The following is a 16519-nucleotide window of genomic DNA, read 5'->3' on the forward strand; positions in this document are numbered from 1 at the left end:
AAAGGCCGGCGGCAGTGCATGCCCGCCGGCCGGAGAGAATACGAACTCAGACAGGCAGCTTCTTTTCGTAGTCGATCATCGTCGAGCAGACGAACAGACCCACGCCAGCCGCTGCGAAGAACATCAGCGCGAGGAAGTACGAACCGGTCGTCTGGACGATGAAGCCGACGATAAGCGGAACGCTGATGCCGCCGATATTGCCGCCCAGATTCATCACGCCGCCGAGGAAACCGATCTTGTTGCGGGTGCCCAGGATCGACGGAATGCACCAGTACAGACCGCACCAACGCAGGAAGAACAGCGTCGACGAGAGCAAGGCGACCACAGCAACGTCATTCGCAACATAAGCCACCGAGAAAATCGACACCGTGGCGATCACTGCCGCGATACCGAACAGGGTGCGCATGACCGTGTTGGGCGAACCGCCGGCGGCTTTCCACTTGTCGCCGATCCAGCCGCCGATCAATTCACCGATGAAGCCGCAGAAGAAGATGATGAAGCTCGCGCCGCCCATTTGCTTGATGTCGAAGCCGTGCACCTTGTTCAGGTAGTTGGGCATCCACGTCAGCAGGCCGTAGAACACGGTGTTGAAGCACATCCAGCCGAGCGCCATGCACCAGACCGAGCGGTACTTGAAGAAATCGAGCGAGCGGCCCGACAGATTGGCCGGTTCGGCGCGGTGTTCGCTGGCTTGCGCAGCTTCGATGTAGGCCGCTTCTTCCTCATTCACGCCTGCATGTTCACGCGGCGAATTGCGGACGTAACGCCAGGCGACGTAACCCGCGATGACGGTGCCGACACCGGCCACGACGAAGGCGAGGCGCCACGAACCGAGGGCGGTAATCAGCCAGGTGATGATGATGGCCCCGAGTGCTGCGCCCAGCGGCGCGCCGCCGTCGAGCAGCGTGGCGCCACGGCCGCGTTCGTTCTGGGTCATCCAGATCGCGTTCAGCTTGCCGCCGGCCGGATAGATCGGGGCTTCTGCAGCGCCGAGACCGAAGCGGGTGAGCAGCAACATCGTGGAGGTCGTGCAGAGCGCCGCCGCTGCCTGGAAGAAGCCCCAGAACACGGTGGCCAGCGCGATCACGATACGCGGCTTGTACTTGTCTGCGAGCATGCCGCCAGGAATCTGCATCATGGCGTATGTCCAGAAGAAGCCACTCAGGATCAAGCCCTGCATGGCCGGCGAGAGATCGAATTCCTTTGAGATCAGCGGCATGGCCACCGACAGTGATGCCCGATCGATATAGTTAATCGCGATCAGGAACAACATCATCATAAAAATCTTCCACCGTACCGTGCTCTTCGCAACGGTCGCCGTAGCGGCACTACTGCCTGTCGACTGCATGGCGTATCTCCTAATAAGTGTCTTATGTACCGATGTCGCGCAACTTGGAATGGAGTATAGGATACGTAATCTGTAATTACAATACCGGTAAATTGTTGATTTTATTAGAATCGTGCTAGGGATTTCCCTATGTGGTAGGATATTTATGCCCCTGATAATGAAGCGAGACACCGTGGCTCAGACACTGCCGAACTCCCTCCGGCTCCGTACCCTAGGCATGTCTGCCGAGATCGCCGCACGCCTGCGCGTGATGATCGAGGAAGGCGAGCTGGCCCCCGGCGACCGCATCGACGAGAAGTCGCTGTGCGAGTTGTTCGATGTTTCCAAGACGCCGCTGAGGGAGGCGCTCAAGACGCTGGTGTCTGAAGGCATTGTGCTCCACCGGCAGTACATCGGGTATCGGGTTGCGCCGCTTGACCTGGAAGAGCTAAGGGCGACGTTTGAGACCCTGCATGGGTTGGAACGGCTCGCCGGGGAGTTGGCGGCTTCGCGGTTGTCAGCGGGGGTGTTGGCTGCGTTGGAGAGGAAGCATGTTCAGATGCTTGAGGCGCATGCGCATGGGAAGCGCACGGAGTATTTCCGTACGAATCAGGAAATTCACCAGATGATTATTGACGGTGCCGGGAATCCGGTGCTGTCTGCCGTTTATGCGACGTTGATGAGTAAGGTGCATCGGGCTCGCGGTGCGGCAAATGCGGATTCGACGCGCTGGGAGGAGTCGCATCGGGAACATGACGAGATCATGGATGCGCTGCGCGAGGAAGGACGCCCGCGGCTTGCGGAGGTGCTTAAGCTGCACTCGGAGAATACGGCGTCGGAAGTGCTGTCGGTGGTCGCTGCGGCGATTCGCCAGGGCGAACGGCGCGGGGTGCGTGCCTGAGGGTCGGGGGGCCAGGTTGGGGGGCCAAAAAGCCCGGATGCCGTCATTACACCCGGTAAAGGGCCACTACTGTTAGTGGATGCTACGCGGCGACGTGCCGCGGGCCGTAGAAAACGTTCTTCCGCTGGTCGAAGATTTGCGCCGAAAGCTCATGCGCATGGGTCGCGAGTTCTTCGAGTTGCTCGAAGAAGGCGTGAACGTATTCATCGTCCAGCGAATCGATTCCACCCTGGCCACCGGCCATCGCCAACGCGGCGATCTTGCCTGTCACTTTGCGCAGTTCAACTGCGCGCTCATCTTGCTCCCTGTGGCACTGGGCAATGGCTTCGTCGATCGTGGGAATTGGACGTTCAACTTCCGACATAGGTACCTCCTAGACAACAAAGTGGGTTTGCGCCCGCTCAGCGCTGTCGTGGGAGTTACCGTTCCATTGACGAACGGGTGGGCGGGCACCAAGCCGGGGTGAGATACCGTGCACCTATACCGGATGAAGCGGCTGACCCGAAGGTCACCCGACTGGCGCCCGCCCATTGAAGCGACGTGACATATCGTTGCACTACGGACCGCGCGCAATGCGCGGCCGTGTGCCCGGTACAGATGCAATCGAGATCTCACTCCCGAATCGCGATTGGGTCGCGATGGAAAAAGCTTACGCCTCGCAAACGCCCTGTACAAGCCGATTTGCTCGCAATTCTAGCGTTTTGAGCCACTTTCGGAATCGTCCGAGAAAATCTTTGGGACGACACGCTGATTTCTGCGAAGGGCTACTCGAGATTCACTGTTCTCCGCCCCGATGCGCCCACTAGAATGGAGCGCCCCTTCCCCGCTGGAATGCCCCGCCGTCTCACTAGGCCAGCAGCACGAGTGAGACAAGCGCAACGATGACCAAAATCACCGCTATCTGGCCCTAGGTGAAATGTCGAGCCTCTTGCGGTACTGGGGCTGGCACCGGCCCCCGACTTCACCGATTCAGGCGAGGGCGGCACCGCGCGAAGCTGGCTCGGCCGCCTCGCGCGCGCGCCGGTACCCCTAGGCTCCCGATTCCCCCGCTGATGATGCCGCGCCCATCCTCGGTACTGATTTTGGGCTAGCCTCAAACTCCTGCCTTACCATTGTCGCTGCGACGTAACCGCAGGGGGATTTGGCGGACGCTTAATGAGGTTTTGAAATTTCGGAGCTCCAAAACGTTCCAATCTGTTCGAAACGTGCCAATCTGTCGTCGTCGCCAGCCATTTACCGGGTTCGGCTAACGCTCGAGTGATTGACTGACGGCAACCACACCAGGCTAAACTAACTTCAGCGCGACGCGTAACGTGTGCAAAGAGAGAGACCGGGCACCCAGACACATTCACGCAAATATTGTGTCGTACTGTGTCGAATAAGTTTTTAAGAGGACTCAAAGGTTCATGAATACGTTAGAAGTAGTGCCGGACCCCGTTTCTTTGATGGAATCGATGCGGGCTGTGGGCTACTCCGCTGATTCCGCAATTGCTGATCTGGTAGACAACAGTATTTCCGCGGGCGCAGAACGGATCGATATCGAATACGATGCTTCCGACGATCCATTCGTCGCCATTCTGGACGACGGCGTGGGGATGATGCCAGACGAGCTGACCGATGCCATGCGTCATGGCAGCCGGAATCCGACGGACGAACGCGATCCGAGTGATTTGGGCAGATTCGGCCTAGGGCTTAAAACAGCTTCTCTCTCGCAATGCCGAAGCCTCACCGTCATCAGCAAGGTGCACAAAACCATAAGCGCCAGACGCTGGGACTTGGACATTGTTCAACATTACGGCCGGTGGCTCGTGGTCGTTCCAGAAGACGCAGAGCTTAAGAAGCTGCCAATGTTTCGCTGTCTGATGGAGCTGGATTCAGGAACGCTGGTCATCTGGCAGTCACTGGACAAGTTAACTGCCGGTGCGCTCGATCCGCAGCAGGAAATGACGATCAAGCTGTCGTTGCTGCGTGAACACCTGGCTCTGGTCTTTCACCGCTTCACTCAAAACGAAGCCGGATTCAATCCCATCCGGATTTCAGTGAATGGCTTGCGTCTACCGCCTCGCGACCCGTTCCTCAAGAGCAACATGTTCCGTCAGCCTCTCGAAGGACAGACAATCAGACATGAACGGGGAGACGTTCACGTCACGCCCTACATTCTTCCACCCGTCAGAAATCTGACCGCAGACGAGATCGAATTGTCCGGTGGCAACGAAGGTCTTCGCGGCACGCAGGGGTTTTATGTCTACCGCAATCGGCGGCTTGTGATCTGGGGAACCTGGTTCAAGCTTGTCCCCAAGGAAGAGTTCTTCAAGTTGACCCGCGTGCAGGTCGATATCCCCAATTCCTTCGATGATCTTTGGGCGCTTGATATCAAGAAATCGGTCGCTTACCCGCCTGACATCATCAGAACGCGTCTCAGGGAGCTCATCCCTCACTTTGCGAACACGAGCAAGAGAACGCTGACCTATCCCGGTCGTAAGCGCGACACAAAGGACTTTGTCCCTCTCTGGACGAGAGTTGAACCGTGCCACGGCGCTTTCCGCTACGGAGTCAACGTAGACCATCCGGCCATAGAGGCGCTTTCGTCGAAGCTCGATATGGATGACCAGAAGTCTTTGTTCGCCTTGCTCGGTCTTTTCGGCGACGCCTTGCCAATGGAAGCAATTTACGCGGACATGTGCGCCGATCATCGCAAAAGCGACAGTGCGCAGCTGATTGCGACGCTGATCGACCACGCGACCAATCTGCTCGACATTACCGGGCTGGACGTCGAGCAGATTTTGACGATTGACCCGCTCGTCCGTTACCCGCAATACCACGAAAAACTTCGAGAGGAGCTCAAGAAATGAACAGCGATCCGTACTTGATCGCAGTAGGCATCATTGGCAAGAGGGAACTCACCGACGCGCTGCTTAATGACGTGATAAGCATGCTCCCGAAAATCATTCCCGACATCGAAGCAGAGGTGCTGGACAAGATCCGCAAGCAACTGGAAGCGACGATCGGCGTCAGCATGGTGACGGGCCAAGGGATAATCGACGAGAAGCAAGAACCATGGCTCGAGGACGCCAAGTCGTCCATCCAGTGGACCTACTGGAATGCTTACACGAATGAGCTGAAGTCGACCGGCTTCAGCCAGAATGTCGTCCGGGTTCTCGACGAGGATACCGACAACATCCTTGACGCTTGCGGTAATGCGAACACCTCATCTGCGTGGCGAATGCAAGGTCTCGTGATGGGCGACGTCCAGTCCGGCAAGACCGCGAGCTACTGCGGCCTGATCAACAAGGCCGCCGACGTTGGCTACAAGTTCATCGTGCTTCTTACCGGGATGATCGAGGACCTTCGTTCCCAGTCTCAGGAGCGCATGGACTCTGGGTTCGTCGGCCGCGACAGCCGAAAAATTCTCTCGAACGACCGCGAGAAGAAGGCAATCGGTTCTGGACGATTTCGGACCGTCTTTCCTAATGTGCTCACTTCGGTCGATTCCGACTTCCTGACTGCAAACGAAAAGTTCATGCGGGGTATCCCGCTCGAGAACATCAACGCGCCGGTCTTGCTTGTCATGAAGAAGAACAAGTCGCCGCTAGAAAACCTGATTGGATTTCTCGAATCTCAGATAAAGGGCCGCGGACCACTTAACCTGCCCCTGCTCCTCATCGACGACGAAGCAGACAACGCGTCCGTGAATTCGAAAAAGGATGAGGACCCCACCACCATCAACAAGCTCATACGGGAGGTTCTCAAGCGCTTTACCAAGTCCACGTATGTGGCGTACACGGCAACGCCGTTCGCCAATGTATTCATCAACCCGGATGGCGGAGATCTCTTCCCGTCAGATTTCGTCTATTCCCTGAACACGCCGAGCAACTACATCGGTGCGGGCAGCATCTTCTCTGACGCGGGCAATCACCAGTATCAGAAGCAGGATATTCTGGATGCCGTCCCTGCCTTCCCGTACGCGCACAAGAAGGAGTGGCAGGTACCGGCATTGCCGCCGAGCCTCGAGGAGGCGCTGCAAACATTCCTCATCTCATGTGCGATTCGCGACCTACGAGGCGAGCCACTCAGGCATCGATCGATGTTGATCAACGTGACGCGGTTCACGGACGTTCAGGATCGGATCGCGATCCTTGTCAAGGACTACATTTATGTCCTCACCGAGGAAATCAAGCAATATCTGGCAGCAGACACGGCGTGGCACAAACACGCGCGCCTGATGCAGTTGCACGAAACTTGGGAAGCGCAGTACGCCGATTGTGACCACTCATGGGACGAGATCAGGAAGTCGCTTTACGACTCGGTAGCATCGCTCAAGGTTCTCACCGTCAATCAGAAGAGCGAAGCCGGTGATCGGCTGAACTTCGGCGCATACAAAAATGCTGAAAAGGGCCGACGCGTCATCGCGATTGGTGGCCTTACCCTGTCCCGCGGTCTGACGCTGGAGGGATTGTGCGTCAGCTATTTCTACCGCAATTCGAAAGCCTACGACACGCTTCTTCAAATGGGTCGATGGTTCGGATACCGGCCGGGTTATGACGATCTCTGCAGAGTCTGGATGGACCCGAACGTGCAGGACTGGTTTGGCCACGTTGCCGACGTCATTTCCGAACTGAAGCTCGACATCCGACGTATGCACGCCAACCGATACAAGCCGATTGACTTCGGCATACGGGTAAGGTCACATCCCGATTCGCTCATCGTGACCGCGCTGAACAAGATGCGAAACACGAAGAATGTCGAAGTCGACGTCTCGTACAGTACAGCCGGCGCGGAGACCGCGTTTCTTCCAGGAGACGAGCAAGTCAACCGGAAGAACCTGAAGCATGCAATCGAGTTCGTAGGCGGCCTCGGTCACGCCGAGCGGATCGGCAGCAGGTGCGTCTGGAAAAGGAAAACAGCCGCGGAAGTGGCAAATTTTCTCAACGGTCTCAACATATCGCTGATGAACATGCCGTTCACGACCGATATTACAGGGCGCGACCGGCCGATTATCTCGTTTATCAGAAACAATCAGATCGCTGCACTGAAGGAATGGGACGTCTGCCTGTCTCAAGGTTCGGGCGAAGAGATACCGGAATTCTCAGTAGTGGACTCCGATGGCAACCACCGGTGCGTTCGGCCACGCAAGCGGCAGTTTGAAAAGGTTCCTGTTGGCTCGGACTATCTAAAGCTGAACAAGCAGCGCGTGGGCGACATCACTGATGAGATGGTTGACCTTAGCAAGCCGAAGATTGAAATCGCGAAGCAGGAATGGGCGGAAGAGGTTGAGCGTGATCCGGGGAAGGGCAAAACCGTACCCGGTTTCATGTACCGGCGATACCGGGATCGGCCGCTATTGACCATACACATCATCGAGCCGAGCGATCCTGAGGAACCGAGCGAAGCCGCCAATGCGGCGCAAGTCCGTGAATCGGACGAAGCCGTCGATTCGGGCAAAGCTGCTGATGCAAAGAAGAGCCGCGCGGCGAAGAAGGACCGCGTCATGAAGAGCAGCGACATCAAGCCGAGGCTGCTCGTCGCTGTCGGCCTCTCCTTCCCGAAGTACGAAGATCGTGACGAGGCTTCGCGTGTTCCCTATCGATTGAACAAGGTCGCCTTGCGCAACATGGGACTGATTGACGCCGAGGACGGGGACGATGATGGCGACGATTGAAGATTTGTGGCGGACGGCGATCGTTGAAGTCAGTCGCAAGCCCATCGAGCCAAACGGATTCCGCCTCACGCGCATCCATCCGGAATCACGTTTTGACATCTATGTTGGCGTCGATGAGTCGGCGTTCGTCTTGCTCGCAATCGGGATTCACGCGACGCCGCCTAGCATCGCCACTGATTCGGCGTCGCTCGACTACTTCCGGCAGCAGCGTCTAGACGGTTCCTGGCTCATGGTGTTGCGGCTCCGCAAGAGGGGGCTGGAAGCGGTGTTCGGTAGATTGTGTCAGGACCTTCTGGACGCAGCCGAGAGTGTTCCCGACGAGAACACACTGGTCTCGCTGTTCAAAGAGCGTCTCAACCTGTGGAAGAAGCTGTTTCAGGATGGCGGAGACGGGTTCCTTCGACCGCACGAGATCAAGGGCTTGATCGCAGAACTGCTCGTGCTTGAGACACTGGTCCACGGCGGAATGAGGGACGTGAACGAAACGGTCACAGGCTGGACAGGGCCGTTGGCGACCGACCAGGACTTCATGTTTTCGGACTGCGCACTCGAAGTCAAGGCGATCGGGCCCGGCGCGGAGAATGTATCGATCTCGTCGCTCGAACAGCTGGATTGCCGAGTGCCGATGCATCTTATCGTCGTTACTCTTCGGCAGGCAGCCTCGTCCGAACCGGCTGCCATAGGACTGAACAATATGGTCGCGCGAATCGAAGGCTCGATCGCAGGAAACGCGGATGCCTTGAAAACCTTCAGGGAGCGCTTGCTCGAAGCGAGTTACTTCGAGCACGAGTATTATGATTCGATTCTGTTTGAACCGTTATCGATGCTGCGTTACCGGATCGCCGATGCGTTTCCGAAGCTTACCCGCGAGATGGTCCCGCTTGGGGTCTCAAGCGCGACCTATGCCATCAGCATTTGCTCAATCTCTGATTTCGAAGACGGTTCGCCAGCATGAGAGACATCAAGGAATTCCTCGGGGAGCTCAAACAGATCGTTGTCCGCAGAGCCAAGGCAACAAGTTCGGTCGATACGATCGCTTTCGTTTCCGAAATCGCAGAGCGACTAGAAGAAGATCCGGTATTTGGGGAATTCGTTCCTGTTGAATATCTCGGAACGGGCAGCCGTGCCCGACAGCTCAAGGTACACGGCTTTACCGAACTCGATGAAGTCGATGGCACCATTGGTCTAGTCGTAGGCAAGTGGCTGGACGACGATGAGCCTGTCACGCTCACGACTGCCGAGGTCAACAGATTGTCGAGCTGGCTGGAAAATTTCCTGCGCGAAGCTATCGAGCTTCGGCTGAACGAGCGCATCGCTGAAGCCAACGCGGCCTATGAATTGGCTTGCCAGCTCATAGACTATCAGAGCAAGATAAGTCGGATTCGCCTGCACATATTCTCCAACCAGACGCTTAGCACATCGTTCAAGGACGAAAAATTTGGGGAAATCGCGGGCATTCCCCTTGAAAGGCATATCTGGGATCTGCGCCGGCTCAAGGCGATTTATGAGTCTTCCCGCGAACGGGAGGCCGTGGAAATCGAGTTGACCAGCTTTGGCTCAGAAGGAATTCCCTGCATTGAAGCGGCGCGCACGGAAGAGCTGAGGTCGTTTCTTTGCGTCTTGGATGGGACGTTGCTCGCAAACCTGTTCGAGCGATACGGCAGCCGTCTTCTGGAAGGCAACGTTCGCTCGTTTCTCGGGATGAAGGGCGGCGTGAATAAGGGCATTCGGGCGACTATTCAAGATTCACCGGCCCTGTTCTTTGCATACAACAACGGAATCGCTGCAACCGCGACAGATGTGACGATCCAGCAGGTCGACGGCAGACCGGTCCTCACGCATCTGGTCGACTTTCAGATCGTCAACGGCGGCCAGACCACAGCGAGCATTTTGAGCGCAAGGAAGAAGGATCGACTGTCACTGAGCGGCGTGACCGTCCAAATGAAGCTGACCGAGGTCAACCGCGAAGGCGCTCATGAATTGATTCCGAGGATTGCCCAGTTCGCCAATACCCAGAACAAGGTTGCAGTAGCGGACTTCTTCGCCAATCATCCATTCCATCGGAAGATCGAGGAAATCTCCCGCAGACTTCAGGTCCCGGCGAAAGCGGGCGCTCGGATTCAAAGCAAGTGGTTCTATGAGCGATCGAGAGGCCAGTTTCAGAATGAACGGTTGTATTTGACGAAAGCGAAGAAGGACGCGTTCGATCTCGAGTATCCGCCCGAGCAGGTGATCAACAAGACGGACCTTGCCAAGTACGACAGCACATGGGGGGAAAAGCCGCAATGGGTCAGCCTCGGGGCGCAGAAGAATTTCACGAAGTTCGCGGACCAGTTTTCGAGCAAGACCGCCAACGCCAGCGAGAGCGAGCATTGGGGCTCCATCAGCCCGAGCTATGGAGATGCGTACTACAAGCGGATAGTAGCCATTGCCATCCTGTGGAAACAGGCGGAGCTCGTCGTCTCCTCCGGGCGCGGAGACTGGTACAAAGGGGACTACCGGCCTCAAATCGTTGCATACTCGCTGTCGCTGTTGTTCCATTTGCTTCGACAAAAGGGGAACGAGTTCGACCTCGGAAGCGTATGGACAAAACAAGGCGTCGACTCGACAATAGAGAATTGCATTCGCGCACTGGCCATCGTCGTTCAGGATATCCTGCTCAATCCTCCTTCAGGCATAACCAATGTCGGCGAATGGTCAAAGAAAGAAGCCTGCTGGGAAACGGTGAAGCAATCCGCCGCATGGAATGTTGAGTCCATCGGTCGCTGGTCCATCGACAAGGACGACTTCAGGCAGGAGAAAGCCGCTGCGAGATCCCAAGGCGCGCAAGACGACGGAATCGCCGTTCAGAAAGCGGTTTTCGACTTGACGATAACGGGATACTGGAAAGCGCTACTCGCTTGGCCGAAATGCGCACAACTGCTCGATCTCCCTGACCGCCAGCTACTGACCAAAGCCAGCACTGTCCAAGGCTTCACGCGAATCAATATTGAAAAGAACTGGCGGAAGCTTCTCGAGATTAAACAGTTATGTACCGACGAGGGCTTTAGGAACGTATGAGCTATCTGTCGACTCGGCGAGCCCCACAAGATGGATTTGCCGGTCGCTTACCGGTGCCCACCCTATTTCCCGCTTTTCACCATCGCGGCCGGTCTCCCCTCTGAGCGAGGCAAATTGTAAGTGCCTCTAGCTTCGGACACAGGGGCTCCGCCCCCGTTGGGGTCATAGAATTTTTCGCACAAGCTCAGCGATCCTGTGAGCAAAAAGTGGAGGAACGGCATTTCCAACTTGGTGATACTGTTGAGTACGATTGCCTTGGAAAAAATAGTTGTCGGGGAACGTCTGAAGACGTGCGGCTTCGCGAACGGTCAAGCTTCTACATTGCGTCGGGTCCGGATGAATGAAGTAGTGACCATCCTTCGATATGTGACTGGTAATTGTCGTAGACGACGTCGTCGCGAGCTGAACACGAAATCTGTCCGAAAACTTGCCAGTCTCCCAGTTTGCATGATCTGGTCTGAGCTTTTCCAACAGGTCGAACTCTTCGTGCCCCTTCGGGGAGCGCTCGTTCACCGCCGCAAATGTGGACGCGTACGCATAGCGCATCAAATCAGATTTCATGTGTCCGCGCGCTTCGTGGTTCAACCAAACATGTAGGCGACGGTCCTCAAGCCACTCACGCAAAGGCAGTTTGACGTCACTGGCTTCGCGGGTCTTTGGCACCCGTACATCTCCAAACCCCAATGCGCTCGACACTACTTGCGAGTGACGTTGCAACGCATCGGCAATACTCGTCATATTCCGCGCCTTGGCTGCAGTTGCTAGCTCCTTGAATTGGGATCTAACGATTTGCGCCCATTCCGAGGCCTCGTCAGATTGCTTACTGAGCCGACTTCTAAGTGGAGGCAGCGCGCCAATGGCGTCGACAACAGTGGGTGCAGGCTCAAAGTCTGGTCGCAAGAAGCGCACCTTTCGTTGATCCAAGTCCTCGCGAACTCCGAGCAAAATTACACGATGCCGCGCTTGGGGGATGCCGTAGTCCTCTGCCCGGACGATGAACTTTCGGGCATCGATAGCGGACGGGTCGGTGTGTCGATCGAACGCAACGTCATGTGACAGCGAGTAGATTCTGTAGCCACTGCTAGAGGCGCGCTTCCCGAGAATTGCGGCATCGGGATCCGCTAGATCTCGCAAAATGGAATGGAATACTCGCTCGCCACCCACGGAAGACGAGAGTATTCCTTTGACATTCTCCATAACGAAGACCGAGGGGCGATATTTCTGAATGATCCGCAAGTACTCCTTGTACAGAAAATGGCGGTGGTCATCCTCGGGCTTGTAATCGACTTTCCCTTTGTTGCGAGCTCTTCCAACGAGTGAGTAGGCTTGGCACGGAGGTCCGCCAATCAGTATCCAAGCGGAGTCAGGGCCGATGCCGTGCCCCCGAATTGCCGCGTCAAGTTTGGCATTGTCGGTGGGGTTCCCCAAGGTTAACTGAAGCGCCTCCTCATCGGCCGCCTTCCAAGCGGCCGCGGTCTTCGCATTTTCCTCGATAGGGGCGCCGTAATTGCAATAGTCGTAATATGGCTGGAGCGCCTTCGCTCCCGAACGCTTCAATTCCCGGTAAAACGCTCGCAAGCGCAGCGTCTGATGTGCGAAGGGATCCATCTCCGCTGACACGATGATCCGAAAGGGATCGTTCTTGAGCGACGAGAATCCCTCGCCGAGCCCACCCGGACCGGCAAACAAGTCAACAATCGGTATGGAGTTTTTTTGGTTCATGCTAATCGAACTAAGCCGGCAATACGGCCATGTTTTGTCCGGCAACGTCAGGTCGCCAGGATACCAGGAATAATGGATATCGTCGACGCAAACACCCGATCGCAAATGATGTCGGGAATTCGGGCCAAGGATACGAAGCCGGAGATGATTGTCCGGCGGTTCCTGCATTCCAACGGGTTTCGCTATCGACTGCACGACCGAAAGTTACCCGGAACCCCGGACTTGGTCCTGCCAAAATATCGAGCAGTGATCTTCGTCCACGGATGCTTCTGGCACCATCACCCGGACTGCGACAAGGCCTATATTCCCGCGTCAGATACTGAAAAGTGGATGCACAAGTTTCAGACGAACAGAACTAGGGATGAGAGAAACGTCACCCTGCTCACACAAATGGGCTGGCACGTAATTGTAGTCTGGGAATGCGAGTTGAGCGCGCGTCGAGCCGCGTCGCAGTTGAATGGACTGAAGGACTCCCTGCATCACCTGCAGGTGACGGATCGCTAGCAACTTATGCGGGAAACGACTTCGAGAGCTTTCGGCGCCGGGGTTGCCCCTGACCCTACACCCGAATTGATCATGCCGGCCCATAGAGACTATAACTTAGGACAGGCTGGCATCGCTTGGCAACCGTTTCGTCAGGTGAACGGATTTTTTGTCGACCCAAAAGCAAATAGCAATGGGCGGCACTCAGTGGCAACTCGCTAGTCGGGCAAACTTGCTAACCGGGCCGAACAAGGCCATAGTCGAGACCTCTCGCAGGTCTCTAATTCAGGAAAATGGTAATTTTATCAATAAGTTATGTGTCAGCTGCTGTTCCCGTTGCCAGAATCGCAAATTGACGATGATGATTGTCTCGAAGTCACCTCCGGGGAGCGCTCAATAGCAGTCGTTTTCCGTCGTGCAACCGCCGGGGCGGAGGTGGCCGTCGGCCGGTTGCGATCGGCACAGACCGTCCATTTACTGCGTATTTCGGCGAACGTGACCGCCGATTTCGGGAACGTGACCGATTCGGCGGGTTTGGCGTTGCGCGGTATCGATTGTAGGGTTTCGATTCAGTTTTGGTCGAGTTCGGTCTCCAGGATGTTGGGTTTGGGAGACGCCTTTCTGAGCGATTCGCCGGTGAGCGTGATCCGGTGATTGCGCTGCATGAGACGGTCAAGCATTGCATCGGCGATGGTCTCGTCGCCAATCCAGCCATGCCAGTGCTCGATCGGCAACTGGCTGGTCACGATCGTGGCCTTGCCCGCGGAGCGGTCGTCAATCATCTCGAGCAGATCGTTGCGAACCATCGCATCTAGGGGAGCCATTCCCCAATCGTCCAGTAGCAGGACGTCGACGCGAGCGATCTGCAGCAACCATTTGGTGAAGCCGCCGTTGCCGTGCAGCACGCGCAACTCCTCGCCGAGTCGCGGCACGCGCAAGTACAACGCGGAGTGCCCGCGCCGGCAGGCGTACTGCGCCAGGGCGCAGGCGAGCCATGATTTGCCCGCGCCGGTTGGGCCGCTGATGAGCAAGCTGTAGCCAGCTTCGACCCAGTCACCGAGAGCCAGGCTCGTGAGCGAGCGCGGGTCCACGCCTCGACCAGAGCGGGTGTCGAGGTCCTCGATGGCGGCCTGCGGATACTTGAGGCGCGCCTGCTTGAGCAGTCGGGTCCGGCGCCGATCATCACGCCAGTTGGCTTCCCTGTCGACCAGCAGGGACAGGCGTTCCTCGAAGCTCAGGCCGGCCGCGCCGGGCTACGTCAATTGTTCTTCCAGGCCGTCAGCGAAGCCTTCCAGCTTCAGCGCGCGCAGCTGCGTCAGTGTTTGTTGCATCATCATGGCGGGTCTTCTTTATTGGTAGTAGCTGGGGCCGCGTACATGCGCGTGGCTCGGACTGATCCAGTCGGCAGGCGTTGCCGCCGCAGCACGGTCACGGTTGTTGATCAGGATGTCGCGCACATGGCGGTAACGGTGCACGCCCAGTTCCAGCGCCAGCGCACAGGCCGCTTCGAGACGTTCGCGACCATAGCGACGGGAGAGCGAGAGCAATCCGAGGCACGCCCGATAGCCGTGTTCCGGGTGGCGTTGCTCCTGCAGCAGTCGTGTGACGAGCGCGCGGGTTGCCGCGCCGATCTGCTGCCCCCAGTGAATCAGCCGCTGTGGCGTCCATTCGAGATGGGCGCGGTATGCCGCGGGCATGTGCTCGACGACCGTGGCGTAGCCGCCCGCGCGGTCATTGCGGGCATGGCTGGCAACGCGGCGGCCCCGATGCAACAGTTCGACAGCGCCCGCCGTGATGCGCGCATCGAGCTTAAGGCCGACCAGCGCGTGCGGCACGCTGTAACGGTGTTTGTTGATCTCGACGTGATAGTCGATGTGAGCCGTCACCGTCTTGAAGCGCGCGAGTTCATAGGGTTGAATGGGCAGCGGCTGCAGTGCCGGCGCGTCCAGCTGGGCGAATGCGCTGGCGCGGCATCCCGGCAACTTCTGGAACGGGCGCTCGTTCAGGTTCTTCAGCAGCGGCCGGATCGCGTCATCGACCGACTGCACCGACGCAAACCGGTGATGGCGCAGCCGCGCCATGATCCAGCGCTCGACCACCTGGACCGCAACTTCTACCTTCGGTTTGTCCTGTGGGCGATACACCCGTGCAGGCAGGAATGAGGTGCCGTAATGACGCGCGAAGTCCAGCACGGTGTCGCCTGCGCGAGGTTCGTAACGGTCGGGATCGGCGATCATCGCGCGCGGGTTGTCCGGCACGATCAGCTGCGGTACGCCGCCATAGAAGGTCAGCGCGCGTGCAATGCCGCCCAGCCAGTCCTCCATCGTTTCGGCCGGCGTCGCGCACGCGAACGTATAGCTCGATGCGCCCATGGCGGCCACGAAGATGTGCGCGCGGCGTCCGGTGGTCAGCGGCAACGTGGGGCCGGCAAAGCCGACAAACAGCTTCTCGCCGGCGCGGTGGATCTGACGCATCGAGCGCTTCAGACGTTTCGTGAACGCCTTGTAGTGCTCGCAGAACTGCGTATAGCGGTAGGTCTGCCGGTCCGCAAACTCGGCCTGGTATTCCTCCCACAGCAACGTGAGCGTCACGCCCTTGCGGCGCAGCTCCTGATGGATGCGCCCGTAGTCGGGCTGGGCGTACGCTGCTGGCCCCGTGGGCTTGCCGAGTAGCCGTCGCTCGAGCTCGCCTTCGTCCACGTCGCAGGCGCTCGCCCAGTCCAGCCCGGCGGCGCCGGCCAGTCCGACGTACTTCGTGACCACGCCCTTGGAAATGCCCAGCGACGCGGCGATCCGATCGTGCGAGAAACCGCCGTCGAATTTAAGTTGTAAAACGTCCTTGATCATCCGCATGTTCATCCGGTGCGCGGGCATGCTGTCTCCGGCAAAAGCCGGCAAGCATAGCCCGCGTGGTTGATGAACATGCGCAACGCCAATCCTGCCTTCCGGTCCGCTCGGTCACGTTGCCGAATTGACCGGTCACGTTGCCGAAATCGTCGGTCACCATCCCGAAACGGCCGGTCACGTTCGTCCGAAATACGCAGCCTCGTCGTAATGCGAGCCATATTCTTGGGCGAATGCCGGCAGAAAGTTGGGCTGTGTGGACGGGAACACCCTTGCGATAAGCTGCCTGACATGGTATAAAGGCAGCGATTCCGCATCAGCCAGGCTATTTCTGTGCTAATCCGGAAGGATCGCCAACTGGCGCGGCGCGGCTTAGCGGTTCCTCCACGGTGGCCCTAACATCCTCGTCGCTTCCACTTGTTTACAAGTCTTCGGACTTGTTATACAGGCTAGTTGTTCGCGTGCGTGATACTTTCTCCGAAAAGAGGGCGCCTTTGTGTGCCCTTTTTTCATTTCAATTTGGC

At 57.5% G+C, this 16519-nt stretch carries 10 protein-coding genes and 1 pseudogene; 6 read left to right on the forward strand and 5 right to left on the reverse strand.

What is annotated here, in order from left to right:
- Positions 1-46: 46 nt before the first annotated feature.
- Positions 47-1348 carry an MFS transporter gene (locus PTE30175_RS06690; protein ID WP_150696275.1) on the reverse strand — a complete coding sequence of 434 codons (1302 nt, stop codon included), beginning with the start codon at positions 1346-1348 and terminating at the stop codon, positions 47-49.
- A gap of 217 nt (positions 1349-1565) precedes the next feature.
- Between PTE30175_RS06690 and PTE30175_RS06695 the strand changes: the two genes are divergently transcribed.
- Entirely contained in the window at positions 1566-2228 is a 663-nt protein-coding gene (locus PTE30175_RS06695) for a GntR family transcriptional regulator (RefSeq protein ID WP_420819610.1), read from the forward strand.
- A gap of 82 nt (positions 2229-2310) precedes the next feature.
- Here PTE30175_RS06695 and PTE30175_RS06700 read toward each other — a convergent pair whose 3' ends face one another.
- Positions 2311-2592, reverse strand: coding sequence for a hypothetical protein (locus PTE30175_RS06700; RefSeq protein WP_150696277.1), 282 nt, complete (start codon positions 2590-2592; stop codon positions 2311-2313).
- A 1042-nt stretch (positions 2593-3634) separates the two neighbouring features.
- Between PTE30175_RS06700 and PTE30175_RS06705 the strand changes: the two genes are divergently transcribed.
- The 4 genes from PTE30175_RS06705 to PTE30175_RS06720 are packed head-to-tail and all read left to right on the forward strand — an operon-like array spanning position 3635 to position 10947.
- Positions 3635-5080, forward strand: a complete 1446-nt coding sequence (locus PTE30175_RS06705; protein WP_150696278.1) for an ATP-binding protein — start codon at positions 3635-3637, stop codon at positions 5078-5080.
- Positions 5077-7887 (forward strand): Z1 domain-containing protein, encoded by a 2811-nt coding sequence (locus tag PTE30175_RS06710; protein ID WP_150696279.1) that lies wholly within the window; start codon positions 5077-5079, stop codon positions 7885-7887. Before PTE30175_RS06705 ends, PTE30175_RS06710 begins: the two co-directional genes overlap by 4 nt.
- Entirely contained in the window at positions 7871-8842 is a 972-nt protein-coding gene (locus tag PTE30175_RS06715) for a PD-(D/E)XK motif protein (RefSeq protein WP_150696280.1), read from the forward strand. The genes PTE30175_RS06710 and PTE30175_RS06715 overlap by 17 nt, the downstream gene beginning before the upstream one ends.
- A complete protein-coding gene (locus PTE30175_RS06720) occupies positions 8839-10947 on the forward strand; it encodes an AIPR family protein (protein WP_150696281.1) in 2109 nt (702 codons plus the stop codon). Before PTE30175_RS06715 ends, PTE30175_RS06720 begins: the two co-directional genes overlap by 4 nt.
- Positions 10948-11109: 162 nt before the next feature.
- On the opposite strand, the gene PTE30175_RS06725 is transcribed toward PTE30175_RS06720, so the two are convergent.
- On the reverse strand, positions 11110-12669 hold the full coding sequence (locus PTE30175_RS06725) for a DNA cytosine methyltransferase (protein ID WP_150696282.1): 1560 nt from the start codon (positions 12667-12669) through the stop codon (positions 11110-11112).
- Between the two features lie 72 nt (positions 12670-12741).
- Between PTE30175_RS06725 and PTE30175_RS06730 the strand changes: the two genes are divergently transcribed.
- The gene (locus PTE30175_RS06730) at positions 12742-13173 is read left to right on the forward strand and encodes a very short patch repair endonuclease (protein ID WP_150696283.1); all 432 of its coding nucleotides are present in this window, start codon (positions 12742-12744) and stop codon (positions 13171-13173) included.
- A gap of 548 nt (positions 13174-13721) precedes the next feature.
- On the opposite strand, the pseudogene istB reads toward PTE30175_RS06730, so the two are convergent.
- Positions 13722-14489: pseudogene (gene istB, locus PTE30175_RS06740) on the reverse strand (IS21-like element helper ATPase IstB).
- Between the two features lie 12 nt (positions 14490-14501).
- Positions 14502-16025, reverse strand: coding sequence for an IS21 family transposase (gene istA, locus PTE30175_RS06745; RefSeq protein WP_150696285.1), 1524 nt, complete (start codon positions 16023-16025; stop codon positions 14502-14504).
- Between the last annotated feature and the right edge of the window lie 494 nt (positions 16026-16519).

It is taken from the genome of Pandoraea terrae (assembly GCF_902459695.1).
GTDB lineage: Bacteria > Pseudomonadota > Gammaproteobacteria > Burkholderiales > Burkholderiaceae > Pandoraea > Pandoraea terrae.